Annotated in this window: 18 protein-coding genes; 12 read left to right on the plus strand and 6 right to left on the minus strand. The window is 60.4% G+C overall.

The features are described 5' to 3' along the window. Window positions 1–80: 80 nt before the first annotated feature. The 3 genes from QP909_RS06645 (at window position 81) to QP909_RS06655 (ending at window position 3,056) form a co-directional block, all read left to right on the plus strand. A complete protein-coding gene (locus QP909_RS06645; RefSeq protein ID WP_284766632.1) occupies window positions 81–368 on the plus strand; it encodes a lactococcin 972 family bacteriocin in 288 nt (95 codons plus the stop codon). Between the two features lie 65 nt (window positions 369–433). After that, window positions 434–2,398, plus strand: a complete 1,965-nt coding sequence (locus QP909_RS06650; RefSeq protein WP_284766633.1) for a bacteriocin-associated integral membrane family protein — start codon at window positions 434–436, stop codon at window positions 2,396–2,398. A 4-nt stretch (window positions 2,399–2,402) separates the two neighbouring features. Then, a complete protein-coding gene (locus QP909_RS06655; RefSeq protein WP_005325435.1) occupies window positions 2,403–3,056 on the plus strand; it encodes an ABC transporter ATP-binding protein in 654 nt (217 codons plus the stop codon). On the opposite strand, the gene QP909_RS06660 is transcribed toward QP909_RS06655, so the two are convergent. Next, on the minus strand, window positions 3,037–3,804 hold the full coding sequence (locus QP909_RS06660) for a class I SAM-dependent methyltransferase (protein ID WP_284766634.1): 768 nt from the start codon (window positions 3,802–3,804) through the stop codon (window positions 3,037–3,039). The genes QP909_RS06655 and QP909_RS06660 overlap by 20 nt on opposite strands. A 24-nt stretch (window positions 3,805–3,828) precedes the next feature. Here QP909_RS06660 and QP909_RS06665 point away from each other — a divergent pair, with 24 nt between their 5' ends. Then, window positions 3,829–4,938 carry a glycosyltransferase family 4 protein gene (locus tag QP909_RS06665; RefSeq protein ID WP_284766635.1) on the plus strand — a complete coding sequence of 370 codons (1,110 nt, stop codon included), beginning with the start codon at window positions 3,829–3,831 and terminating at the stop codon, window positions 4,936–4,938. Here the strand turns inward: QP909_RS06665 and QP909_RS06670 are convergent. Together QP909_RS06670 and QP909_RS06675 are read right to left on the minus strand one after the other, a co-directional pair. Continuing rightward, the gene (locus QP909_RS06670) at window positions 4,853–6,271 is read right to left on the minus strand and encodes an MmpA family trehalose lipid delivery protein (RefSeq protein WP_284766636.1); all 1,419 of its coding nucleotides are present in this window, start codon (window positions 6,269–6,271) and stop codon (window positions 4,853–4,855) included. The two genes, QP909_RS06665 and QP909_RS06670, sit on opposite strands and share 86 nt — an antisense overlap. Next, window positions 6,261–7,415, minus strand: coding sequence for a PorA family protein (locus tag QP909_RS06675; RefSeq protein WP_284766637.1), 1,155 nt, complete (start codon window positions 7,413–7,415; stop codon window positions 6,261–6,263). Before QP909_RS06675 ends, QP909_RS06670 begins: the two co-directional genes overlap by 11 nt. Before the next feature lie 9 nt (window positions 7,416–7,424). Between QP909_RS06675 and QP909_RS06680 the strand changes: the two genes are divergently transcribed. Then, entirely contained in the window at window positions 7,425–8,585 is a 1,161-nt protein-coding gene (locus QP909_RS06680; protein WP_284766638.1) for an acyltransferase family protein, read from the plus strand. Here the strand turns inward: QP909_RS06680 and QP909_RS06685 are convergent. The 3 genes from QP909_RS06685 to QP909_RS06695 are packed head-to-tail and all read right to left on the minus strand — an operon-like array spanning window position 8,506 to window position 12,303. Continuing rightward, window positions 8,506–11,574 carry an alpha-(1->3)-arabinofuranosyltransferase domain-containing protein gene (locus QP909_RS06685; protein ID WP_284766639.1) on the minus strand — a complete coding sequence of 1,023 codons (3,069 nt, stop codon included), beginning with the start codon at window positions 11,572–11,574 and terminating at the stop codon, window positions 8,506–8,508. The two genes, QP909_RS06680 and QP909_RS06685, sit on opposite strands and share 80 nt — an antisense overlap. Before the next feature lie 2 nt (window positions 11,575–11,576). After that, on the minus strand, window positions 11,577–11,774 hold the full coding sequence (locus tag QP909_RS06690; protein WP_005325448.1) for a DUF2613 domain-containing protein: 198 nt from the start codon (window positions 11,772–11,774) through the stop codon (window positions 11,577–11,579). Between the two features lie 22 nt (window positions 11,775–11,796). Then, the gene (locus QP909_RS06695; RefSeq protein ID WP_005329423.1) at window positions 11,797–12,303 is read right to left on the minus strand and encodes a universal stress protein; all 507 of its coding nucleotides are present in this window, start codon (window positions 12,301–12,303) and stop codon (window positions 11,797–11,799) included. Window positions 12,304–12,361: 58 nt separating this feature from the next. Here QP909_RS06695 and QP909_RS06700 point away from each other — a divergent pair, with 58 nt between their 5' ends. From QP909_RS06700 to QP909_RS06730, 7 genes are all read left to right on the plus strand, one after another. Next, window positions 12,362–13,522 carry a glycoside hydrolase family 3 N-terminal domain-containing protein gene (locus QP909_RS06700; RefSeq protein ID WP_284766640.1) on the plus strand — a complete coding sequence of 387 codons (1,161 nt, stop codon included), beginning with the start codon at window positions 12,362–12,364 and terminating at the stop codon, window positions 13,520–13,522. A gap of 34 nt (window positions 13,523–13,556) precedes the next feature. After that, a complete protein-coding gene (locus QP909_RS06705; RefSeq protein ID WP_179387074.1) occupies window positions 13,557–15,242 on the plus strand; it encodes a VanW family protein in 1,686 nt (561 codons plus the stop codon). A 3-nt stretch (window positions 15,243–15,245) separates the two neighbouring features. Next, window positions 15,246–17,027 carry an ABC transporter ATP-binding protein gene (locus QP909_RS06710; protein ID WP_284766641.1) on the plus strand — a complete coding sequence of 594 codons (1,782 nt, stop codon included), beginning with the start codon at window positions 15,246–15,248 and terminating at the stop codon, window positions 17,025–17,027. A 645-nt stretch (window positions 17,028–17,672) separates the two neighbouring features. After that, window positions 17,673–19,157 carry a SpaH/EbpB family LPXTG-anchored major pilin gene (locus QP909_RS06715; protein ID WP_284766642.1) on the plus strand — a complete coding sequence of 495 codons (1,485 nt, stop codon included), beginning with the start codon at window positions 17,673–17,675 and terminating at the stop codon, window positions 19,155–19,157. Between the two features lie 193 nt (window positions 19,158–19,350). Further along, window positions 19,351–20,259 (plus strand): class C sortase, encoded by a 909-nt coding sequence (locus tag QP909_RS06720; RefSeq protein WP_049378962.1) that lies wholly within the window; start codon window positions 19,351–19,353, stop codon window positions 20,257–20,259. A 4-nt stretch (window positions 20,260–20,263) separates the two neighbouring features. Next, window positions 20,264–21,115 (plus strand): SpaA isopeptide-forming pilin-related protein, encoded by an 852-nt coding sequence (locus tag QP909_RS06725; RefSeq protein ID WP_083312490.1) that lies wholly within the window; start codon window positions 20,264–20,266, stop codon window positions 21,113–21,115. A 35-nt stretch (window positions 21,116–21,150) separates the two neighbouring features. Beyond that, on the plus strand, window positions 21,151–24,624 hold the full coding sequence (locus QP909_RS06730; RefSeq protein WP_284766643.1) for a DUF6923 family protein: 3,474 nt from the start codon (window positions 21,151–21,153) through the stop codon (window positions 24,622–24,624). Window positions 24,625–24,643 lie beyond the last annotated feature (19 nt).

A 24,643-nucleotide genomic window follows, 5' to 3' on the forward strand; every position in this document is an offset into this window, starting at 1 on the left:
ATGACAACTATTAATAATTATGAAATTATTTTATCGGCCCGGAAAACGGGTATTTCATTTCGGAAAAAGGAGAGAAATAGATGCGGAAAAAAAGTCTGGCTTCCGCAGCCGCTGCTTTTGTACTAGGTGCTGGTGCACTTGGGGGAACTGCTTTGGCAGGAGAACTTGTCGATGGGGGTATGTGGGAACACGGTAAGGGTGGAGGACGAGTGTGGTCGAACTACCACCATCCCAGTGTTAATCACGGTAGTTCCGTGAATGGCCACAAGTACGTTGACTCTGGCTGCCAGCCAGCGAATACGTGGGCCCGTGCGCAGGCATCATCTCGTTGGCTCGGGGCGGATGGCGCTTATTACCGCTTGTGTTAATAGAAGGTAAGCGTCACAAGGGTCGCCGTCATGGGCGACCCTTGCTTTAGTTAAGGAAGTATTTCATGAAAGAAGGCGTTAGCCTTTCTCAACGAATTCTCGCCGCATTTTGCGTACTATCCGCATTGTTCTTGGGGTATTGGGCGTTTGCGATGACGCAGTCGGAGGGAATATTTGAAACCGGCTCTTTCATTAACGTCGGATCGAATGATGGCCAGGGCTCTGAAATTCTTGCTGCACTCGATGAGGCTGCGCAATCGAAGGGTGAGCGCATTGCAGTGGAGCTCGAGCAACCGGACCATACCGACGTCTACGCCGCAGGGGACTTTGGCAGCAGTTGGTACGACACGATTGCGCCGGGCAGTCCAGTTCGCGTACACGATCTGTCGGAATTACCGGATGAGGATCCGCGTCAGCTTCTCCAACTGTCCGGAGGCGAGGATTTCAAAAATACAGTGTATGGGATTCTGGATGCTTACAGCGCGCAGCATCAGGAACTCGAAAGCCTAGAGTGGTCGTTCCTTTTTACGGATACCGCGCTAGCCGGAATTTATTTTTTGATTCTGGCCACGTGCTTTGCTGTCGTCGTGGCCGGCGCGATCGCGCGAACGAGGGATTATGCCGTGTGGCAGCTCATGGGACTATCGCCTAGCGTCATATTTGCACGTGAGTTTCGGCGTTCTTATGCAAGTGCATTTCTTAGTGCACTGGCCATCGGGGCGGTGGCGTTGGTGCTATGCGCAATATTAGTTTCACCACGAGTGATGCTAGGGATTATGCGCTACTCGGCAGTATTTCTGTTTCCGCTTCTCGTTGTCATGGTGGTGGCATTCCTCCTGACTACATGGGCGTGTAAAAAGCTAGCGTTGAGGGATCGGCTCAAAGGGAAGCTGCCGCAGCGCAGTACCGTGGCAATTGTGGTTTTGTTGAAACTCGTGCCCTGCATTGCAGCTGTAGGACTCATAGCCCCAGCACTGAACCACCTGCATGAAGTGGAGGTGCAGAATGGCGTTGGTAACTTCTGGAAGCAAGCCGATGATTTGCAGCTCCTGGAACTTTCAGGGGCGCGTGATAGCGATGGCATCGTAGATTCAACACACAAGTTAGCCGAGCTTGCGCGGGCTAAATCTGCGGTTGGTCAGTTTCAATATGTACAGTTTTCTGAGGACTCACCGGCAGAGTTCGGTGGAGTCGGCCGGGATATGCTCAGTTTCAATTACACGGCAGCGATGCGTTCGGTGGAAGGCCCACTGCGCGAGGAATTGCAGAAGAATCCGCCGCACGAGCCCACGAGGTATATTCCGCGAGGACTGGAAGGCATTGCAGATTCGGTCCCGAAGGACTTCTATTGCAGCGAGCACGAATGCCCAGTGGAGATCCTCGATAGTGATGACTTTGACGTAGCTACTTGGCAGATAGACGAAACTGGTTGGGAAGAACAGATAAAAACTGCGGGGCCGGTGATGACCATCTATCCGGACGACCAGCTGCCGTCAGATAGAACCATTGTTGCCGGCATGACTCAGAATGGCACTGGCTTTCTGGGTGGGGTTCCGCCTGAGCTTCGCGGTGATCCGGACCTTAGCAACTTCGTTTTGAAGACCAACTCGGCTGCACATCTATGGGCCAAGGGAAATGCATCGCTGCGTGCCGATACCGTTGCGTTGGTCCTCGGTGTCATTGCTGCGGCTCTGATTGCGCTAACCATGGCGGTCATTGCGGGCTTTTTGTATCGAAAGTTGTTTGCACAGCGGCTTCGCGTCTACCGGTTCATGGGAATCCCCATGACTCGGGCGTATCGATATTTATGGCTTGCTGACGCCGCAATCTGTTGCGTCACCATCGCTTATCTATGGTTCAAAGGCGGCCAAGCACGAGAGCTAGAACGCATGAATAGTATGCCCGCCGTCGTCGCTCAGCTGAAAGTAACGCCAGAAGCAATGGCCTACGGGGTTGGGCTTTCGATTCTTGTGGCTGTCGTTTCAGTAATGACAATGGTGCACATCTCATATCGGGCAGGAAAGAGATAGAAGAATGAATGAGGCCGTAATAAAGATTCGGGAAGGTCGCTACTCCATTGCTAAACGCACCTTGTGGTCCGGCGTGGATATAGATATCGCGCCAGGGCAAGTAGTCGCCTTAACTGGGCCTTCGGGCTGCGGAAAAACCACGCTATTAAATTGCTTAGGTCTTCTGGACTCGCTCACCGGCGGAAGCATGGAAGTGCTCGGTCACGATGCTACGCGTATGAAAGAAAGGCAGGCGCGAAAAGTGCGTCGCAACGATATTGGCTATCTGTTTCAGGATTTTGCTCTGGTTGATACCGATTCGGTTGCCGATAATTTGGCTGTAGCATTGCCTCCTAAGACGCCGCAGGCTAAGAAGTCAGAAATTATTTCCGGTGCGCTGGAGCAGGTGGGCTTAGCTGGGCGAGAGAAGGAGAAAGCATTTTCCTTAAGCGGTGGCGAACAGCAGCGAGCTTCTTTTGCCCGTATCTTGGTACGCACCCCGAGCCTCATCTTGGCGGATGAGCCAACTGCGGCTCTCGACAGTAAGAACAGCGACCGCGTGCTGTCCCTACTGCAGGAGCAAGCCGCTGCTGGTGCTGCTGTCATCGTGGTTACCCACGATGATCGAGTCCGGGATCAATGTAGCGAGGTATTCGAGCTCAGCGCGTATTGCCATTGAAACTTTTAGGTTGCAATACCAACGTCAGGTTAGACACCGCAAACTCCCGCACCCCTGGTACGCGGGTGAGCCACCAAGCCCAGCTGGGGTGGTAGCGGGGGAAGGCGAGTTTGAGCGCGCCGGTGCGCTGTGCCCAGGCAAGGCCGGCGGAGCAGGGGACGTCGAAAAGCGAAGTGCCAAAGACGTTCTTAGGTGGATGTCCGTGGCGGCGGGTATAGCGATCGCGGGCAAACTCGCCGCCAATGTAGTGCTCCCACAGGCCGGTCTCGTGGCCGCCAAAGGGGCCGAGCCACACCGTGTAGCTCAGGATGGTGAGGCCACCGGGGCGGGTCACGCGCAGCATCTCCTCGCCCATATCCCAGGGATTGGGGATGTGCTCGGCCACGTTGGAGGAATAGACCACGTCAAAGGAATTATCGGCAAAGGGCAGGTTGGTGCCATCGCCGCGCACGGAATTACTCAAGTGGATGCCGGCCGCAGACATCTCGCCGGCATCCGGCTCCAATCCCACGTAGCGGGCGCCGCGCCGGGCAAAGGCATCCGCAAAATAGCCCGGGCCACCGCCGACATCGAGCACCCGTGCCCCAGGAAGCTGCACGTCCAGGTCGCGGCCGAGGTTATCCACCAGCGCGGCTGTATCCTCCGCGAGCCCGCCGTAAAAAATCTCCGGGCGCGTCTGCTCAAAGCGGAAGGAACGCAGCAGCTGAATGGAGCGGCGGAGCGTGGCCATCTCACGGGTATGTCTCATAACCCACTAGGCTAATACCTCACGATGAAGATTCTTTTACTATGCTGGCGCGATTCCACCCACCCGCAAGGTGGTGGCTCGGAGCGCTACTTGGAGCGCGTGGGCGAGTACCTGGCGTCCCAGGGCCACGAGGTGGTCTTTCGCACCTCCAAGCACATGAATGCCGCGCGCCGGGAGGTGCGCGACGGCGTGCGCTATAGCCGCGGCGGCGCCAAATTTGGCGTGTATCCGCGTGCCTGGGCGGCGATGCTGGCCGGCCGCCTGGGGCTGGGAGATCTGCGCGGCGTGGATGCGGTGATTGATACACAAAATGGCATCCCCTTCTTCGCTCGGCTGGTGTCCGGAGTGCCGACGGTGCTGCTTACTCACCATTGCCACCGTGAACAGTGGCCGGTGGCGGGTCCCCTCTTGGGCCGGCTCGGTTGGTTCCTTGAGTCCCGGGTGGCCCCGCGCGTGTATTGCGGCGCTCCCTATGTCACTGTGTCTGAGGCCTCCCGCGAGGATTTGGAGGCGCTGGGTATTAAGGGCGCGCACATCATCGCCAATGGCCTGGACCCGGTTCCGGATCACGTTCCTTCCTTGGAACGAGAGGCCGAGGTGCATCTAGTCACGCTCTCGCGCCTAGTGCCACATAAGCAGATCGAGCATGCCATGGATACGGTGGCGCAGACCCCGGGCGCGGTCCTGGACGTCATCGGTTCCGGTTGGTGGGAGGCTAACCTGCGCGCCTATGCCGAGGAGCATGGGGTAAGCGATCGCGTGCGCTTCCGCGGCCAGGTGACCGAGGACTATAAGCACGCCCTGCTGGCCCGCGCCGATGCCTTGCTTATGCCCTCGCGCAAAGAGGGGTGGGGTTTGGCAGTAATGGAGGCGGCCCAACATGGGGTGCCGGCCGTAGGATATACGTTTGGCCTGCGTGACAGCGTTATTAACGGCAAGACCGGCATCCTGGTAGAGCGCGAAGAGGACTTCGTGGCGGCCACCAAGCAGCTGCTTGCCGACGCCCCTCTTCGCCGCACCCTCGGCTCCAACGCGCGGGATTTTGCCGCTAGCTTCTCGTGGGAGAAGACCGGCGAGCAGTTCGCGGAATTGCTGCAAGGGCTAGTAGCGGACACGCCATCCACAAAGCGGTAAGCGCCCACGGAACCTGCGGCCGCGGCGCATTAGTCTCCGCGGCTATGGCACCGTCCACCACGACTACACCGACGCCGATCTCGGCCAACCGGTCCATATCGTGCTCTTCCCACGCGCGCAGTGCCGCCCGGTACTGCGGCGAGGCTTGGTCCACCACGGTCCCGTCTACGCTTAATTCCCCCGATTCCACCATGGCCACCGCCTTGGAGTAGGGGTCGACGGCCACGCCGCCGGGAACCTCCACGAGGTTGGCGCGTTCTGGGAAGAAGGCCACGCGGCCGTCAATCGCGCGCACCAATTGCTCATCTATCCCCGTATCCCGCGGCGCGAGTACCGCGAGGCGTCCCGGAACGGGCAGCAGCTGCACGGTCGCAGCCACGGTGGCCAGTGCCGCTGGCAGATTCGGCAGCGCCCCCAGCGAGGCCACATAGAGCGGCAACGCCAACATGGTCAGTTTCCCGCTATCGCGCAGCAGCGCCGCCCCCGGTACGTGATCGATGGACCACACCAGAGCGCCGGGAACCAGCCAGAAGAACATCGCCCCGCCGAGCCCTATCGCCGCGAGGACGCTTAACCGCGCGGGAACCCGCCACGCCCCGAGCAAGGCGATGACTGCCATGATGACACCGCACACAGCGAACCCGATGGCCGCTTCCGCATTCCAGATGCCGCCGAGCCGCAGCAGTGCGCCCGCGGTGCCGACGTAGTCTTCTGCCCGCGGGCCAAACGCGGCCACCGCCGCCGCGGTATCGCCGGGCGCGGCGGGGTTGAACATGCCCGGAATGGCCCACGGCAAGCACAGAATCACGCCGCCGAGCGCTACCCGCTTGCGGCAGGTCGCCGCCGCGGTCACCACGGCAAAGAGACCACCCGTAGGGGTAAGCGATGCTCCCCACATGGCTAGCCACGCCACCCAGCTGTGCTTTCTTCCTGCCCACGCGATGACCGGCAACAGCCACGCAGCCACCGCAAGCGACCACTGGCCCTGCAAGAGACGCTCGATGACGAAGGGATTGGCCACCGCCACCGCCATCGCGCTCACCGCGGCGACCGTAGAGCGCGCCCAGCGCGCCGCGGTGAGCGCGGAGGACGCGGCGGCGGCAACAATGAGCACCCGTGCCGCCCACGCGCCGCCTACGAGAGCAAGGAAACCGTCTTGCGGTGCGTTGCGGGCAGGCAGACTGCCGCCGCCAAAGGCAGAAGGGGAAAGCGCCGGATGGTCAAGCAATGCCATATCGCGCCACAAGAACTCGCCGGGCAAAGCAAAGGGCCAGCACACCGCGGCCACGAGGAGGGTGCCCCAGATAAGGAGTAAAAGCCGCCTAGCCTTCACGATGGTGGCGCATGTACATATAGGCGGCACAGAGCAATAGGCCAACGCCGATGGCCTTGCCGGCCCAGCCGACCACCATCAAGGCGCGAATAGTACGAATGACGGGGCGCACCTCATCAAGGCGCTCCGCGCGGGTGTCATCGGACCAGCGCAAATCGGCGGCAAAGATGGAACGGTCCTCTGTATCATCATTCGCCACCATGGTGCCGGCCTGCTTTTCGTCCGCGGCGAAGAAGATTTTGATGTTCTCCCGCAGGTCCACCATGGTGCCGGTGGTGGGCTCGACGGAGATATCGCGGCCGATAGTGTAGAAGGGCTCCACCGTGACGCGGTCAGTGGCATCTAAGCCGAGGAGTTCGCGCGACTCGGCGTCGTAGAACCGCTTCGCTGGCCCGGAGATGCGGAAATCCTTGGCCGCTAGTTGCTTATCGCCGGTGCCGGTATCGACCTCAGTGGTAATGCTTTTGCGCATATCAGCCAAGGAAATGGGCTGGATATCGTGGTGGAAAGAATAGGTAGGGATACCGTCGAGCTTTTCCGTCGTGGTGAAGTCCACCGCTGTGGAGGATTGCGTCGCTAGATCGAAAAACGGATAGGAGCGCTGCTCGGTACCGGAGGGAAAGAAGTAGTTGATTCCATCGCGCTCGAAGTCGGTACGGGCCATGCCGATATCCAGCGCCGGTAGGACAAAGTCCCATTTATCCTTTGGCGCAGCGACTGGGTAGGTGGACTCGCGGTTCAACACGGAATGCTCCGTGATTTGGGCAAGGGGAGTATTGCCGGCGAGCAGGCGAGAGAGCGAATCGGAATTAGCGAGCGCATCATCTTCTGCCACCTCAGAGGTGGTGGTATTGCGCTCGATAGTGAGCAGATCGTGGTGCAGATAGCACCACATGGGTGCCTGCTTTTCTTGGCACTGCGGGTCCTTGCTATCGCTAGAGGCTTTGGCCCCGGCGATGAACTCGGGCGCTTCCATCCACACCCCGGCCGACGGCGCGGTGACGGTGTTGATGTTTTGGTCGAAGGCCAGCGGCCGAGTCTGATTGTTATACAGCGGCGGCACCACGGTGCCCAGCACCAAGAAAATGACGGCGGCAATGACAACCCACGCCAGTGGCGAGCGTGGCCAAAGGTAGCGTTTCATTGCAGTAATATGTCCAATCAGTTTCAGGTCGATCCGGGGTTAGGAGCAAGCGTGCAGCCGCAGGCATCTGTGAAAAGCGTACCCCAGCATCTGCCGGAGCTAGACGGTCTACGCGCGGTCGCTTCCCTTGGAATCATTGTCACCCACGTGTCTTTTCAGACCGGAACCGGGTGGGGCTTTGCGGGGCGCTTCGACTTTTTTGTCGCCGTTTTCTTTGCCCTCAGTGCCTTCCTGCTGTGGCGCCGCCGCGGCTTGCACACCTTATCCGGCTATGCGCGCTCGCGCGTGGCCCGCCTGTTACCGGCATATTATGCCTGCGTGGTGGCGGTGATGCTCCTGCTTCCCGACGCTCACTCGCTCACCCTCACCCAACTGCTGAGCAACCTCACCTCTACCCAGATCTATGTGGTGGACGGGCTAGCACCGGGGCTTACCCACCTGTGGTCGCTATGCGTGGAGTTCTTCTTCTACCTTGCCCTGCCTGTGTTGGTGTGGCTTCTTGGAACGCTGCCGCGGCGCTGGCGGGTAGCGGCCATCGCGCTGGGCGCTGTGATTAGTTGGACTTGGGGCTTCGTTCCCTTTGTGGCCGATTACGCCAAGGACCAGGTCAATTCGCAGATTTGGCCACCGGCGTATGCTTCGTGGTTTGCCGTGGGAATGCTGGCCGCGGAATGCGAAGAGGCCGGTGTTAGCCGGCGCGTGCAACGCGTGCTGCGGCCGCGCTGGGCATGGTGGCTCGTGGCAGCGGTGGTGCTGTGGATTTCCAGCCGTGAGTGGTTCGGGCCGCAGGGGCTTATCCATCCAGAACCCGCGGAATTTTCCCGCCGGATCATTGCGGGAGCGGCCTTTGCCGCAGTCGTGGTGATCCCGGTAGCGCTCGCCCCACGGGATAAGTCCTGGCTGACCAGCCCGCTCATGCAGGCACTGGGCGCGTGGTCCTATTCCATCTTCTTATGGCATGTGGCCATTCTGGGACTGGCGTTTCCGCTTACCGGGGTGCCGCTGTTTAGCGGGAAGCCCCTGGACTTTTGGGTGATTTTGGCTGTAACGGTGGTGGCCACCGTGGTGGTCTCGGCCGCGAGCTATACGCTCATCGAGCGTCCCGGCCGGGATCTTCTCCTCGGTCGGAGGCGAAAAGACAGGCCACGCCCGCGGCACACAAGCAGCTAAGCAGGAGCGAATCGCCCGCATAGGATCCTGATGTCCACGGCGCGCGGGCGAGGATCGCCCCGGCCGCCGCCACGACACCGGGCGCGAGGTAGGCGCGCGGGATGGTGGTCCAGCGCAGCACCAACCAAGCGGCAACGGCCGCGACCGCGGCCGGCCAGCCGGTGAGGGCCAGCGCGCCGAGCGCGACCACGGCCGAGGCAGCGCCGCCTTGCGGCGCGCGCCAAGTGGGCTGGGACGGGCGCCGCATGGCCGCCAGGATGCTTAGGCCGAGGGCAAGTAACCCCAGCGCACCGCCGAAGAGGAGGGTGGCGCGGTAAACCGGTTGGGCGCTAAAGGTGATGCGGAAGTCACCGGAGCGGCCGGCCGGAATGACAAAAGCTTGGGTGGCCGCATCGATCTCGCGCGGGGTGAGCTCTTCCTCGCCTAGGTAGCCGCGCAGGCCCTTATTGAAGGCGCGACCAGTGACCAAGAGGCGATCCTCATCAGCGGCTGCAATCGAGTACCCGGTGGGCTCGGAAGAGCCTGCTGGTTGCCAGCCCTCCTCGCGCAGGCTCACCCACGGCCCCGTGGTGCGCACGCGGTGCGTGCCAGGGCTGAGGGTGAGGGAATCGCCGGGGGAGTAGCGGTGGGCGTCGATAAGCACGGGCTTGGTGGAATCCACCGTCACGCGCATGGGGCGCGGCGCCGTGAAATCGCGGATGAGCACGCCGGTATCCTGCAGCATGCGCTGGAAGAAGAATTGGTGCACATTGGGGGAGGTATCCGGGACGGTCACCACGCGCTCGACCGGCTGGCCTTCCACCCCTAACTCCGCGATGCCGGTGCGGTGGGATAACTCCACGCGGATGGACTCGGTATCGCCGCCGGGAACGCGGACTTCCTGCGAGCGGAAGGGCTGTAAGTCCACGTCTACGGCCGCGCTGCCAGAGCGCACGGTTACCGTGGTGGCGCTGGTGGCCATGAGATTGAGGCGCGGCTGGGTGAAAGATCCGCGCAGCTCAATCCACCCGGAGTCATCGCCCGGCGCGGGCCACCAGGCGGTGGAGTTCTCCCCGTCCACGGCGGCCGTGGCGGACTTTTTCGGTTGGGCCCCGCCAAAGGCCGTGGCATCGGCGGCCGAGGAAGAGACTGCTACCGAACCGCCGTGGGTTTCCACCTGGGTAAGCGGCCCAGCGGAGGGATAATCGCGCAGGCGGTTATTCACGTGGCTGGGGTCGTCCGCGGCCATGGGCGCGGAGATGGGGCCATCGAGGGTGCCGTAGTTGCGGTCCGTGAGCGTCGGGGTATCGGTGACGATATCGGCGTCGTGATCGACGAGCTGGCGGGTGGTGGGGGTGGAGTGGGCGTCGAGAAGCGCCAAGGCTTCCCCGCCGCCGGCCACGCGGACTGGCTCTGTCGGCCCTAAGGACATGCCGGCGTGGTTGAGTAGGACGACGTCGACGTCGCCGAAGCGATGGACCTCGCCGCCAAACTTGCTGGCCAGGGCCTCGTCCTCGCCGGTGAAGAGATCATGGCGCACCATGACCGCGCCGATGCCCAGGCGCTGCAGGGAGCGAACGCCCGTGGCTGGGTCCTCCTTGAGCGCGGCCATGACGCCGTCGAGCCCGCGGATGGCTTCTGGCGGCACGAGCGGAATGGCATCGCGCACGGCCCAGGGGACATCGAGCAGCGGCTGGGCCGGCTCGTCGCGCGTCCACCCCCAGGTTTGCCGGGCAAAGGACGCCTCAGGGTAGATAAGCGTGCGGGTATCGGCGGCATGGGTATTGATAAAGTCCGTGGCCTCGTGCCAATAGGAGGGCACCTCTTTATAGGCACCCAGCGGCAGCAAGCGCTGTGACCATGCCGGGGAGACCACCGCGATGCACAACAGCAGCGTCAGTGCACCCACCGTCTGCCTCTTGGTGGGGCGCAAACTCCTCGGTAGTGGAAGATGGGCGCAGGCGCGCGCCACGCCTAACAGCAGCGGGATGCGCACCAGCGGATCGAATTTATGCAGGTTGCGCAGCGCGGCCAGCGGTCCATCGAGCGCATCGAGGTACCACGCCATCTGGCAGCCCAGCACCGCGATGCCCACCACCAGCATGACGGACCACACGCGCGGCAGCTTGCTAAGACCGTAGATGCCCACGGCCGCGATGCCCATGGTGACCAGCACAAAGAAGGACTCGGTGGCTAGCTCATAGCCGGCTACGCGCTCGGTATCGACAAACGGCGTCCAGCTCGTGGTGCCGCGCAGAATCTCTGGCAAGTTGAGCCAGCGCGTGGTCACGCGCGCGGATTCGATGAACTCCGTAAACGGCGGGGCATAGCGGCCAAGCACGACGAGCGGGCCGATCCACCACGCCGATACCGCCAGGCAGCCTAAGAGCCAGGCCGCGCCGGGCGTGAAGGCGCGGCGGTAGAGCAGGATTACAGCGGCCGGGATACACGCCGCGATGGTCGCGGTGGCATTGACCGCACCCATCAGCGCCACCGGGATGGTGGCCGCGGCGGCATCGCGCCAGGTGAGCTTGGCGTTGAGGAAGGGCAGGATAACCCAGGGAGCGAGCATGACCGGCCAGGTCTCAGAAGAAATGGCGGTCAGGGTAGAAAGCGCGCGAGGAGAGAGCGCGTAGAGCATTGCTGCCACCCAGACCCACCAGCCACGCAGGCCCACCTTGCAAGCGAGCTTATGGAAGCCGATGAAGCCGACGCTCAAGACCAGCAACCACCACAGGCGCTGGGCCACCCAATCGGGCAGTGGCTGGGTTAAAACGAAGAATGGGCCCTGGGGAAAGAGGTAGCCATAGGCCTGATTCTGCAGCTGCCCCAGGGTAAAGGTATCCGTATAGGCGCTGAGCGCCCCGCGGAGAAAGTGCAGCGGATCGGCCGCCAGATCATGCTTGGTATCGGCCGCCGTCAACCCCCACGGCTGCACGAGAAGGATGAGCGCTAGGGCAAAAATCCCGAGCGGGTAGGGGCGGGCAAGCCGCCCGCGGAGGGTACGCACACCTAGTTGCGGGATCCGTACTCAGGGCCGCCCAAAACCGCATCGGAAGCAGAAACCGCATTGCCTTCTGGCACGGTATCGGTGCCGGAGAATTGTGCGATGCCGATGATGGTGATGACGCCGAGCGCGATGCCCACAACAGCGCTACCGATGGCAGGGCCAAGGGTGCGCTTGTTCAAAGAATCGGTTTCCAGAGCCATGGCTAAAGATATTAGCAGCTATTTAGAAGTATTCTGCCTCATCATCGTCCGCGTCATCCTCGTTTTCCTGCGGCACGATGAAGACGGGAAGGCCGGCATTGCGCACAATCTGGTCGGCGGTGGAGTTGGTCCACCACGCGCGGAACCCGGTCAGGGCGCGGGTACCGGTCACGATGACGTCCACGTCCAGCTCATGCGCGGCATCAATGATGGCGGAGGAGATGGTGGTGGCGGATTCCACCAAGTGGGCGCGGCCGGCTAGGCCCAGGCTTTCGGCCAGCTCGATGCCCTGGCGGCAAATCTTTAGTGCCTCTTCATAGGCCGGATCCTCCTCGACGCCATCCGGGGAGACGGTGGACTGGTGTATTCCGGTGCGGCTGACGGCGCGGGCGGTTTGCCGGGCTACCGGCTCCCAGGCGGTGAGGATTTCTACCGTGGTGGGCCGCAGCAGCTGGGCCGCGTACTCGAGGGCGCGGCCGGCTCGTTCGGTGCCATCGTAGGCAATTAGCATTGTCTCGCCGTTACTCATGTCACTAGTCTACCCACCGCTTGCGACAGAACGCGAGGAATATTGCACACTAGAAGGCATGAAAACTCCGCGCATCCTTGCCAGCCTCGCCCTCGTGACGGCCCTGGGAGCCTGCTCTACCTCCACCCCGGAGGATAACGAGAGCCAGGACTCCACCACTCCGGCTGCGTCGAGCTCACCTGCTGCAACGAATGAAACGCACGAAGAGACCTCGCAGGAAGAGGCCCCGCAGCAGGACATCCGCGCCATGGCTGCCTCTGTGCTGATGCCGCCGGTCACCAACTACGACGACGCTAAGGCCAAGCTGGAGGCCGGTGTGGGCGGAATCTTTATCCCTAGCTGGGCGGATCCAAACCTGCTGCAGGAAGAGGGTCGCGATATTAATGCCCTGCGCCAGGATGTGGGCCGCGACTTTGAGGTCTCTATCGATTTTGAGGGCGGGCGCGTGCAACGTTTCTCGGAGATCCTGGGCGAGTATCCCGCGCCGCAGCAGATGGCGGCCGAGCGTTCCCCACAAGAGGTGGAGCAGCTCGCGCACGAGATTGGTATGAGCCTTAAGGCACATGGCATCAATGTGGACTTTGCACCGGTGCTCGACGTCGATGGCAACGGCCTAGAAGTTGTGGGCGATCGATCATTTTCCACCGATCCGGTCCAAGCAGGCGAGTATGGCGCGGCCTTTGCCCGCGGGCTGGATTCCGCCGGGGTCAAGGCCGTGTTCAAGCATTTCCCGGGCCACGGCCGTGCTTCTGGCGATACCCACCTGGCCGAGGCCGTTACCCCGCCGCTGGAAGAACTAGAAGGCCATGAGTTCATTCCTTTTAAAACCGCTCTTCCCCAAGCGCCCAATGCCGCGCTCATGATGGGCCACCTCGCCGTGCCCGGCCTGGGTGATGGTCAGACGCCTGCTTCCATCCTGCCGGAAGCCTATGGCCTAGCCCGCGAGACCCTGCAGTACGACGGGCCCATCTATACCGATGATATCGGCGGCATGAAGGCGATTGCGGATTCGCTCCCGCTTGCCGACGCCGTCGTGGCCTCCCTCAATGCCGGTGCCGACATGCCCCTGTGGTCCACCGAAAGTGACATTAATGCGGTGATCGACGCCGTTGTTGGCGCCGTCGACCAAGGCCGCCTGCCACTCGAACGACTTGCGGACGCCGCCCGCCATGTCAGCGCTCCCCCGGCCGGCGCTGCACCCGAGCCCGCACAGGACTAGGAAAAATGCCACTAAAACCGTTAACCTTTAAGGCGTGAAAAAGGCAGAAGGAAAAAACGGTGCTAAAGGCTGGCTCATCGCGCTCGGCGTATTGGTCGGCCTTGTCCTAATCGCGGGCATTGCTTATGCCTGGGATGTCGCAGCAAACCAGGACAAGATTCCGCGCGCCGTTTCCGTCAACGGCGTGGATATCTCCGCCATGGATCGCACCGCCGCCGTGGAGAAGCTCGAAGATGAGCTTGCGGGCGTAGAAACCGAGCCCGTGAGTGTTACCTCGGGCGACCTGCACACCGATTTCGTTCCCTCCGAGTCGGGCCTCGCCCTGGATAATCAGCGCGCCGTGGACAATATTGAGGAGCCTTCCCTCAATCCTTTTACCCGCCTGTATAGCTTCTTCCGCTCCACCCGGGATATTCCGGTGGAGACCAACGTGGATGAGGCACAGCTACAACCGGCTCTGGACCGCGTGAAGAAAGATCTCTCTACCGATCCAGTCGATGGCATGCTGGAGCTCAACAATGGTGAGCTCAAGGTCACCGACCCCAAGCTTGGCCAAACCGTGGATGCCGGCGCCCTGCACAATGCGGTTACGGATAATTGGCTCGATTCCGAGGGCGTAGACGTGGACCCACAAGAGGTAGAACCAGCCATCAATGATGAAGCCATCGAGGCCATGCGCACCGGCGATGCCGCCAAGGCGCTGGATAATCCCATTACCTTGAAGGCCAAGAATAATGTCAGCGCTACCCTGAATAAGCCGGAAATCTCCCAGTTCACCAGCATTGAAAAGAAGGACGGCAAGCTTAAGCTCGCCGTGGATACCAACCGCGCGCAGGAGCTGCTGGCCGAGCGCTCCGAGGGCGCCGATGTCCCCGGCGTAAATGCCAAGATTTCCTTCAACGGCAACGACAAGCAGATCACCCCGTCCGAAGATGGCGAGATCATCGATTGGGAGCCGACCATGAAGGACTTTGACAAGCGCGTGACCGGCGACGACCGCGAGTGGGATGCTACCTACAAGCCGGACCCAGCAGAGTTCACCACCGACGATGCTAAGAAGGCGACCTTCAACGACACCGTGGGCGAGTTCACCACCGAGGGCTACTCCGCTGCCTCTGGCAAGAATATCGAGCTGGTGGCCCAACAGGTCAACGGCGCCGTGGTCAACCCGGGCGAGACCTTCTCCCTCAACGGCCACACCGGCCCGCGCGGCACGGCGCAAGGCTACGTTGAGTCCGGCATCATTATTGATGGCCACTCCGGCTCCGCCGTGGGCGGCGGCATTTCCCAGTTCGCCACCACCTTGTACAACGCTGCCTACTTTGCAGGCATGGAAGATACTGCCCACACCCCGCACTCGTACTACATTTCCCGCTACCCCGCCGGCCGCGAGGCCACCGTGTACGAGGGCGCCATCGACCTGCAGTTCACTAATACCTTCAATACCCCGGTCCGCATCGAGACCGACTTTGGTGGCGGCAAGATTACCGTGCGCCTAAAGGGCACGAAGACGGTCGACGTTGAGTCTGTGAACAACGGCCGCTGGGCCAAGACGGAGCCGCAGCGCAAGTCGGTGAGCGAGGATTGCTCGCCGTCGTCTGGCGCGCCGGGCTTCACCACCTCGGATACCCGCGTGATCAAGGACCTCTCCGGCAAGGAGATCTCCCGGGAGACCACCACCACGGTCTACGACCCGCAGCCCATCGTTACCTGCGGTTAAGCCATGACCCGGCCGATGCACACCGCGGTGAAGGACCCGGCGGACATCGATCAGCTGGCCCAGCACCCGGTTGCCTTCCGCCGCGTCGCCGGCCTGTTTCGCCCGCACCGCGGCACGCTGTTGCTGGTGGTGGCACTCATCATCGCCACCTCCGGGCTGACGGTGGTGCAGCCTTTCCTGGTGCGCCGCACCGTGGATGAGGCCATTCCTGAACACGACACCGCGCTGCTGCTGTGGCTCGTCGGCGGCATGCTGGCCATCACCGTGGTCTCCCAGGCCATCGGCGTTATCCAGTCCTTTCTGTCGGCGCGGGTGGGGCACACCATCATGCACGAGCTGCGCACGCAGGTCTTTGCCAACCTGCAGCGCCAGTCGCTGCAGTTCTTTACCAATAACCGCGGCGGTGAGATTCAGTCGCGCCTGACCAATGACATCGCGGCGATGCGCGGCATGGTGACCACAACCGCGACATCCGTGGCCAGCAACCTCACCATGACTGTGGCTACGTTGATGGCGATGGTGGCGCTTTCGCCTACCCTCTCGCTTTTGTCCCTGGTGGTACTGCCGCCTGCAGTGTGGCTGACCCGCCGCGCCGCCGTTCTGCGCCGCAGCCTCATGGAGAAAAACAGCCGCGCGCAGGCGACGCTGCAGCAGACCATTTCGGAGAACCTGTCCGTGTCCGGCATGCGCCTGGCGGCCACGCTGGGTGCGCAGGAGCGCGTCTATGACGGCTTTGAGAAAACCTCCCGCTCCCTCATCCGTTTGGAGCTGGAATCGCAGTTGGCCGGGCGCTGGCGCATGGCGCTGACGCAAATCATCTTCGGCGTGATGCCGGCCCTGATTTACCTGGCGGCCGGCTTGCGCCCGGGCATTACGATTGGCACGCTCATCGCCTTTTCCACCCTGCAGACCCAGATCTTCCGTCCCATTACCGGCCTGCTCAACGTGGGCGCGCAGTGGGTGGCGTCGATGGCGCTGTTTAGCCGCATCTTCGAGTACCTGGACCTGGAGCCCGAACTCACCGAGGCCACCCAGCCCGCCCAGCTTGCCGACGCCTCCCTCACCCTCCAGCACGTCTCCTACCGCTACCCCGGCACCGACACCGACGCGCTTTCCGACGTCTCCCTTTCCATCCCCGCCCACACCACCACCGCGCTAGTGGGGCATACCGGGTCCGGCAAGTCCACGGTGGCCGCACTTTTTGCGCGCCTTACCGATCCGACCGAAGGCACCGTGCACCTGGGCGGGGTCGACCTGCGCGATATTCCACCTGAGCAGCGCGCGGAGGTCATTGGCGTGGTCTCCCAGGAGACCTACCTGATTCACGGCACGGTGCGGGAGAACCTCCTCTTCGCGCAGCCGAATGCGAGTGAGGAACAGATGTGGGCGGCGCTTAACGCCGCGCGCGTGGACGAGGTCATCGCCGCGCTGCCGGAAGGTCTGGACACAGTGGTGGGCTCGCGCGGCTACCGCTTCTCCGGCGGTGAGCAGCAGCGCCTTTCGCTTGCCCGCACGTTGCTGCGCCAACCACGGGTGCTCATCTTGGATGAGGCCACCTCCGCCCTCGACAACGAGACGGAGCGCGCCATCCAGGAGGCAGTGCTTGGCGCGGATGCTACCCGCTTGGTCATCGCCCACCGCCTGTCCACTATCCGCGATGCCGACCAGATCATCGTCCTCGACGCTGGCCGCGTGGTCGAGCGCGGCACCCACGCCGAGCTGCTTGCGTGCGGCGGTGCCTATGCGGCGCTTCTTCGTGCTGTCGACGAGGCTCAGAGTACGTAGAGAGCTCTTGTCAGGAATCTTAACGCTATTAACTCTTTGGTACGTGGGCTGTTGAAGGCTGAGAATCTAAATGAGTTCAGGGTACCTTGAGCGCTCTTGGTGACGCTTCCTTTTATGGGTCATCAAAGGGGATGTTCTACCTGGTGGTATTGGCAGCATATATGGTTCGTTTCGTCGTCGTTGGAAGGTGCTCTCTGGGAAGCTACTCTCCTGCGTGAAGCTTGCATTCTATGTAACGGGTGTAAAATCGAGCAGGCTTACCCCCTTAAAGGGGCAATGTGTTCAGTTTCACACAAAACTAGATGACGTCTCGAAAGCATTAGTTGAACTGCAGAAGGAGTCTTCACGTTTGGGTGGACCGTGCGGATTCTTGAGAAGTTTAGCCGGTTTTGCGGGGGAGGAGCTTTAGTCGGGGACTTTGCCCAACACGCTGGGGTAGAATCTAGTTATGTAATCCACAGGCTATCGTTAGTTAAGGTTGGGGCCTGCGTAGACGTTTCCACCTGAAAACTACTCCTACTCTCGGCAGGCGAAAGATTCTTAGCAACGAGTCAGGTCATGGTGCGTGAACCGTGGGGAATGGATTGCACACAGCCAATGAGGCGCGGTGCCTCATTTCAGAACTCGTGTAAAGGACCAGTTTCCGTGAACAAGATCTCTCGTACCGCTCGTTCGGTTACTTTCGCTGCCGTCGTTGGCCTCTCTATGGGTATCTCCGCTCCGGGGGCCCTGGCGCAAGACGGTGCTGTCGATGCACAGCCTGCTGCTGAGCAGGGCGCCGTGAACAAGGCAAACATCAATTTCAACAAAAAGGGCTCTATCACCCTCTTCAAGAAGAAGGGTGCTGAGTCTGGTACTGCAGCTACCGGTCAAAAGATGGAAGGCGTTCCGGGCGAACCGCTCGCTGGCGTCACCTACAAGATCACCAAGCTGAATTACGACCTGCAGAATGGTGACTGGTCCAAGTTCCCGAAGGCTGCTGCAGATGTCAAGGACGGAGATAAGACCGATACCACCTTCGAGAAAACCACCGCCGGCGAGGGTGAGGCGAAGTTCTCTGATCTGCCATTGGGCATCTACTTGGTAGAGGAAACTAACGCTCCGGCCGGCATCGTTGCTGGTGCTCCGTTCATCGTGTCGGTCCCGATGGTCAACGAGGCATCGGATGCGTGGAACTACGATGTGGTGGCCTACCCGAAGAACACCGAGACCAAGACCGAGAAGACCGTCAAGGACGCGGATAAGAACATCCAGGATGCATACTCCTACACCATCAACGCGGATGCTCCGACCTGGGGTGCGGGTAAGAGCCTGACCGCCTTCCGCTTCGAGGATCAGCTGGACCAGCGTTTGGACTTCCAGAAGGTCACCGAGGTCAAGGCTGGAGAGACCGCTCTGGGTGCCGGTGACTACGAGGTCAACAATCCGGCTGAGAACGGAAACAAGCTCGTCGTTAAGCTGACCGACCAGGGCCTTGCCAAGGTTAAGTCCGGTGACAAGATGTCTCTGACCTTCGAGGTCAAGCGCAAGGAAGTGGGCGACACCACTGAGCTGAAGAACCAGGCTGACGTCATCTTCAACAACCCGAACACCGGCAACGAGGTCAAGAACAAGACCAATGAGGTCGTGACCTACCACGGCAAGCTGAAGGTTGTGAAGAAGGACGGCAAGGAGGACGGTAAGGTCCTGGAAGGTGCTGAGTTCGAGCTATACCAGTGCACCGCGGCAAATAAGCTGGGCGGTAAGTTGACCGTCAAGGAGCAGGACAAGTGGACCACCGGTGCTGACGGCACCATCACCATCGACGGACTGCACGTCACCGACTTCGCAGATAACGCACAGGTCACCGACATCAAGAAGTTCTGTCTGAAGGAAACCAAGGCTCCAGCGGGCTACGCACTGCCGGAAAACCCTGTTACCGAAATTGAGTTCACCCGCGAGAACATCGCGAAGACTGGTGAGCTCGAGGGTGACGACGCCGTCACCCTTGTTTCTGAAATTGAAAACATCAAGCGCGACACCCCGAACCTGCCGATGACCGGTGGTGCCGGTGTGGGCATCCTGGCTGCTATTGGCGCAGCAATTGTTGCTGCTGGTGCTTGGTTCGCTCGTCGTACCGCGCGCAACTAATAGCCGGGCGTAGTTCCGGTGGCGCAGACTGTCCATGATGGTCTGCGCTGCGGGTCGGGTAATCAAAATATGGTGCTCGACCCAGTGAGGGGACTGGGCTAGGTATAGACTTCAGTCCCCTTCATTCTCTTTCGTTGTAATCCCGGTCGCGCTGCGCTAGCGCGTGGGGCATTGTTTTGGGTGGTGCGGGTCGTTGACTACGGTGGTAGGCCAAAATGCAGGCCGACGGCACAGGCGCCGTGGAGGCCTAGTCCTTCCGGCGGTAATCGTTGTCGTTGGGTTGTTGGTGATGCTGTACCCAGTGGTCTCGACCGCATGGAACAATTGGAACGCCTCAAGAGTGGCGCAGGAATATGCGCGACTGGATAAAGAGACACCGGCGCAGGTGCAGGATTCGGTGTGGGATGCTGCACATGCATACAACGAAGAACATACGTCGGGTCCGATCTTGGATCCGTGGCTGAACCGTATCGGGGTAGACAATCCCGACTATGAGGCTTATTTGAAGCAGTTGGGTGAGACCGAAGCGATGGCCCGCCTCGTGTTCCCAGCAGTAGACGTTGATCTTCCGGTGTTTCATGGCACCGCAGATAAGACACTGCAGCGTGGTTTGGGGCATTTGTATGGTTCTGACCTGCCGGTCGGTGGATCAGGAACCCATTCCGTCATTACGGGGCATACGGGTCTGGCAAATTCGACGATGTTTGATCACCTCGACTCTGCCACCGAGGGAGATGTGTTCTATATCCAGGTTGCTGGCCACAAATTGAAGTACGTCGTAGACGACATTCAAGTTGTGCTGCCGAGCGAGGTAGATGGCCTACGGCCAGTCGCTGATCAGGATTACGTCACACTGATTACGTGCACCCCGTACGGGATCAACACGCATCGCTTGCTGGTGCGTGGCCATCAGGTTCCTATGGAGCCTGGGGAGGAGTCGGTGTTTGAAAACTCCCATGGTCCGGGCTGGCAATGGTGGATGTACGCGCTGTTGGCTGCGGTGATTGTCATTGGGTGTTGGCTGGTGTGGTGGCTGCGTCGCCAGAAGGCGGCTACCGGGGTGCAAGAAGTTATTAATAAGGAAAGTAGCGTGCGGGAGTAAGGCGATGAAGAGGTTGACAAATGCATGGTCGGCCCGAGTGGTTGCCGTCGGAGTAGCGTGTGCGGTTGCGTTCGCAGGGCCGGGCGTCGTTGCTGCAGAAGCGGTGCAGGTTGCCGGGCAGCAGTCCACTGGTGCGGAACGCACTTCGGCTACGGATACAGTGACAATCCGGCTGACACAAGGCAATCCCAACGACGATGGCCAGCCGCCCTCGGGAAAAATCCAAGGTGTCACAATTCATCTGGACCGGCTTGCCGGCTTGGACCCGACCAACGCTGACGACGCAGCCCGCGTACGGAACGCGAATCTCGACGAGGTTCGTGATTGGCGCACCGATGTGCACGTGGATCTGGTCACCAATGCCAATGGCGAGGTGACGTTTGATGGTCTAGCTCATGGCTTCTATGTGGTGACGTCTACAGCGCCGGATGATTCCTACCGAGAGATAAACCCGTTTGTGGTGGCGGTTCCATTCCACACGGTGGTAGATAACCCGAAACCAGTACCAGGAGTAATCGTGGCTAAGACCCACAAACCGGGTGAAACGCCGACGCCACCCACGTCGTCATCTGCTCCGAGCGCTCCGCCGTCACGCCCGGATACCCCGCAAACACCTCCGAACTATCCACCGACTAAACCAGGGAAGCCACCTCACCAACCCGAGACAACGCCGCCGGGTACTCCAAGTGCCGGTAAGACCTCAACCCCAGTAACGTCGTCGGGCAATGGTGGCTCATTGGCGATGACCGGTGCACAGGTAATCGGTGTAGTAGCCGCAGCGTTGGCATTGATTGCCACTGGTTTCGTGATGATTGCCTTTAGCCGTAGGAAGAATTCAGAAAGCGAGGGACGCTAATGTCCTGGACAGATTCTCATCCGGTCGAGCCGGTTGTGTACCGCTGGCGTGCTCTTGCGGCGTTCATTGCTGCACTGGCTCTCGTTGTTGGTGTTGCTGCACCGGCTGCTCTGCCCGGAATCGTTGGTGCCGTAGCCGAAGCACAAACCACAACCCTGCGCACCAAGCTCGATTCCGCAGACCAACTGAGCCTGACTGTTGGCGACTCCGCAACATTTGAAGGCCACTTTGTTGACGCCGGAACCGTGGAGGAGTTGGAATTCACTGTTGAGACTGCAGGACTGGAGTTCGACGGCTCGGCCTACACACTGACTATCGACGGCGAAGCGATCCCCGTCCGCGAAGGAGACAACCTCGTTGTAAAATCGACCAGCTCTTCAGTGACTTTCCGAATCACTGGCCTTTCTACTGACGTGTCAGCGGGAGCAGCTTTCGCATTGAAGATCCCAGCGGTCGCAGAGGAATCCGAACTGAGCGGGATGTCCGTCGACGTGCGTGGAGTAGCCGAGGAGACTACCAGCACGTCATCACCTGAATCCAGCGAAGCCTTAGAAGCCCCTTCGGAGGTGACTGAGCCGCTTGATATTGCTGACGTTGACGCGGCCCCAGCCCGTCTGATGGCGGCACCGAACATTACCCCGTACGCTGCAGGCGACCGCACCATCACGATGGTAAACGATGGATACGTGCTCAAGGGAAGCCGCTATATCCCGAACTTTAAGATTCCGGCCGGTGAGCTTTTTGGCGGCCAGCTGTCCATTCCGCAAGGCACGGTGGTTACCCTCAAATCCAGCGTTAACAGTTATTTATCGACTAACCCTGATGACCTGACGATCTATTACACCGGTGCCAACGGAGGTTGGTATGAGGCGAAGGTGACCTACAAAAGGATTAGCGCCAAGGAATACCAAGTCATCCTGCCGCAGATTACTATTGGTGGCACCGCACAGATTCAGTTTAAGGGTGTTCACCGCGGGCCAGCCGATACAGTGTTTACAGCTTCCTTCACCGTTCCTGCGAAAGAGGAGTGCCAAGATCCGGTTACAAGCAGACAGCCAAAGCGCGATCTCACCCCAGCTGAATTTGCCGACGGTAGCCCTGTCTACGTTGTAACCAGTGAACCTAAGGATCTTCGCCGAGACACTTCCATTCTGAGCCGTCAAGTCAACCAAGGCCGAGACTTTCGCCAGGTGGGAGAGTCCACTCCCTGGGTGTACAATGCTCTAGCCTTTGATTCGAGTGATAACTGGCTCTATGCGGTGAGCCAGAGTCGCGGCCGAAATGGTGATCCTTGCTACCCGGCAGGAAATCTCCTTCAGATCAATCCGGCAACCGGTGAAGTATATAATCTTGGGCCTATTTTAAAGGCCGGAAGTACCGGTACCCCGTTTGAAACGAGCGGCGACCGGGATGTCCTCAACGCTGGCGTGTACACCAGCGAGGGATTCTTTGTGGCCAACACGTCCACTTCTGGTAGCCGTCACCTTTATAAGGTCGACGTCGACAAAGTCACGGCTCAACGCGTGCTAGGAAGCCAGAAGTCCTACTCGGAGGACTGGGCGGTGCTCCCGCAAGCCCAGAAGTATATGTGGGGTTTCCAGAGTAAGGCTCAGGCAGGCGACAAGCTTATCCTTGAACGCATTGACACACAGACCGGCGACATCAGGACCTGGGATCTCACCGGCATCAAGACCTTGGATGGGCGCACGATCTCGAACCCCTCTGCTTCTTGGGGCAAGGCGTGGACCTACTCCAATGGAAACCTGGGTTTTGGCTCGGGTAGTGCGAATGCGAATCAGCTGGGCTTTGAGCTAAAGATCACCAACCCAGATGATGATAGCCCGAAGTTCGAGCTGGTCAACATAATGAACAACCTGCCTGCTTCATTTAACACGGACGCGGCCTCCGACCTAGTTCCGCCACCGCCAGGGCTGCAATCAAACATTGCGGTGAAGAAGCAACGCTCGGAGACCAAGGTGGTAAACGGCGAGGTGCGTACTTTCTGGACCATCTCCGTGGAAAACACCACGGATAACACCAGTTCGGGCGGCACATTCTGGGAATACCTACCAACGGATACTCACTATGGTGTGAACGCTACCGACCCCACGGCAAAGTTTGAGGGCTTTGGTCCGGGATCTACCGTGGTCAACGGCCGTGGTCCGGGGCCCAATGAGATCAAACCTGAGAGCGGCATTTACGCCGGGATGGACGTGCCGTCAGCCACAAGTGGTGAGGTGGGGTACATGAAGGGTTACGTGGGTACCCTTCCCGGACACGCGAAGGTAGAGTATGTCGTCTCTGCGCCGGTGCGAACAGATGAATACGGGAACCTCAAGACGGTATGTAGTCCGAACAAGGTTGCTTTCCAGGCTACGGACGGGGAGTCTAGCCCGGCTGAAGATGACAACGTCGCTACTGAAGCCTGTTTCAATAAGGTTGCCGTCGACAGCACACCGCAACCTGTTCCTGGTGCAGCGAATGAATATACCGCGAAGTACAACGTCGTAGTTGAGGCACCGGACGCACCTGGCTTCGACACCAACGACGTGATCTACGGCAAGCTCACGGACACCCCGAGGTTTGTTGGTGCTGCCACGGTTACTGGGGCCACTGTGATCTTCAAGGACGAGTTCAACAAGACCAGCCAGCCGCGTGCGTACCAAGGTGCCGGCCCCTTTGAGCTCAACAAGAATGACACTCCGAAGATCATTAAACCTAAATCCAAGGGTGTTGGCGGAAGTACAGGGCAGCATGTCTACGAGGTGACGGTGCGTTTCAAGCTGGATCGTTCAAAGCTGGACAGCACCTCTGTACCCGCCGGGTACCCGAGCCAACCTGCAGGAAACACCCGCTGCTACACCAAGGATGGCCTGCACGAGCCCAACTTTGGACTCATGAACGAGGCAGAAATAGGCGGCTGGAAGGATACTGACTGTATCCCGCTGGAGACCAAGGAAACTATGGACGTCCTGCTCGAAAAGGCGAGCTATAATCCGGACAACCCGGACGAGATCCAAACCGACGGGTTGCTTGGCGGCGCGCAGTTCACCGTCCACCGCGGTGATGCTAACGGCAACCTGAAGCTAAACGCGGATGGCAGCGTCAACGCTGATGCTAACCCCGTGGTGAAGCAGTCCACGACCACCACCACAGGCCGCGTCAAGCTCGAAGGCTTGGACGCCCCTGGCGTTTATTACCTCATCGAGACCAAGGCACCGAACGGCTATAATCTGCTGCCCGCGCCGATCAAGTTCTCGACGGAGTGGGATCAGAATGGCAATGCAGTCATCAAGGTGCTCTCCGGGGGGACCGCGATCACCAGTAATAGGTGCGCTGAATCTGACACCTCTGCCAACTGTGTGAAGAAAATCGGCGTCCTTCAGGTCGCTGACATCACCAAGGGTGCACTGCCCAAGACCGGTGGTGAGGGCGTAGGCCTGTGGGCGCTCGCTGGTGGCGCGATTGTCGCGGCAGGGTGCCTCGCTTTGCGACGCCGCTGGGCATAGAACCACCGCTTGCGGCAAC

The organism is Corynebacterium sp. MSK195 (assembly GCF_030228885.1).
Classification (GTDB): domain Bacteria; phylum Actinomycetota; class Actinomycetes; order Mycobacteriales; family Mycobacteriaceae; genus Corynebacterium.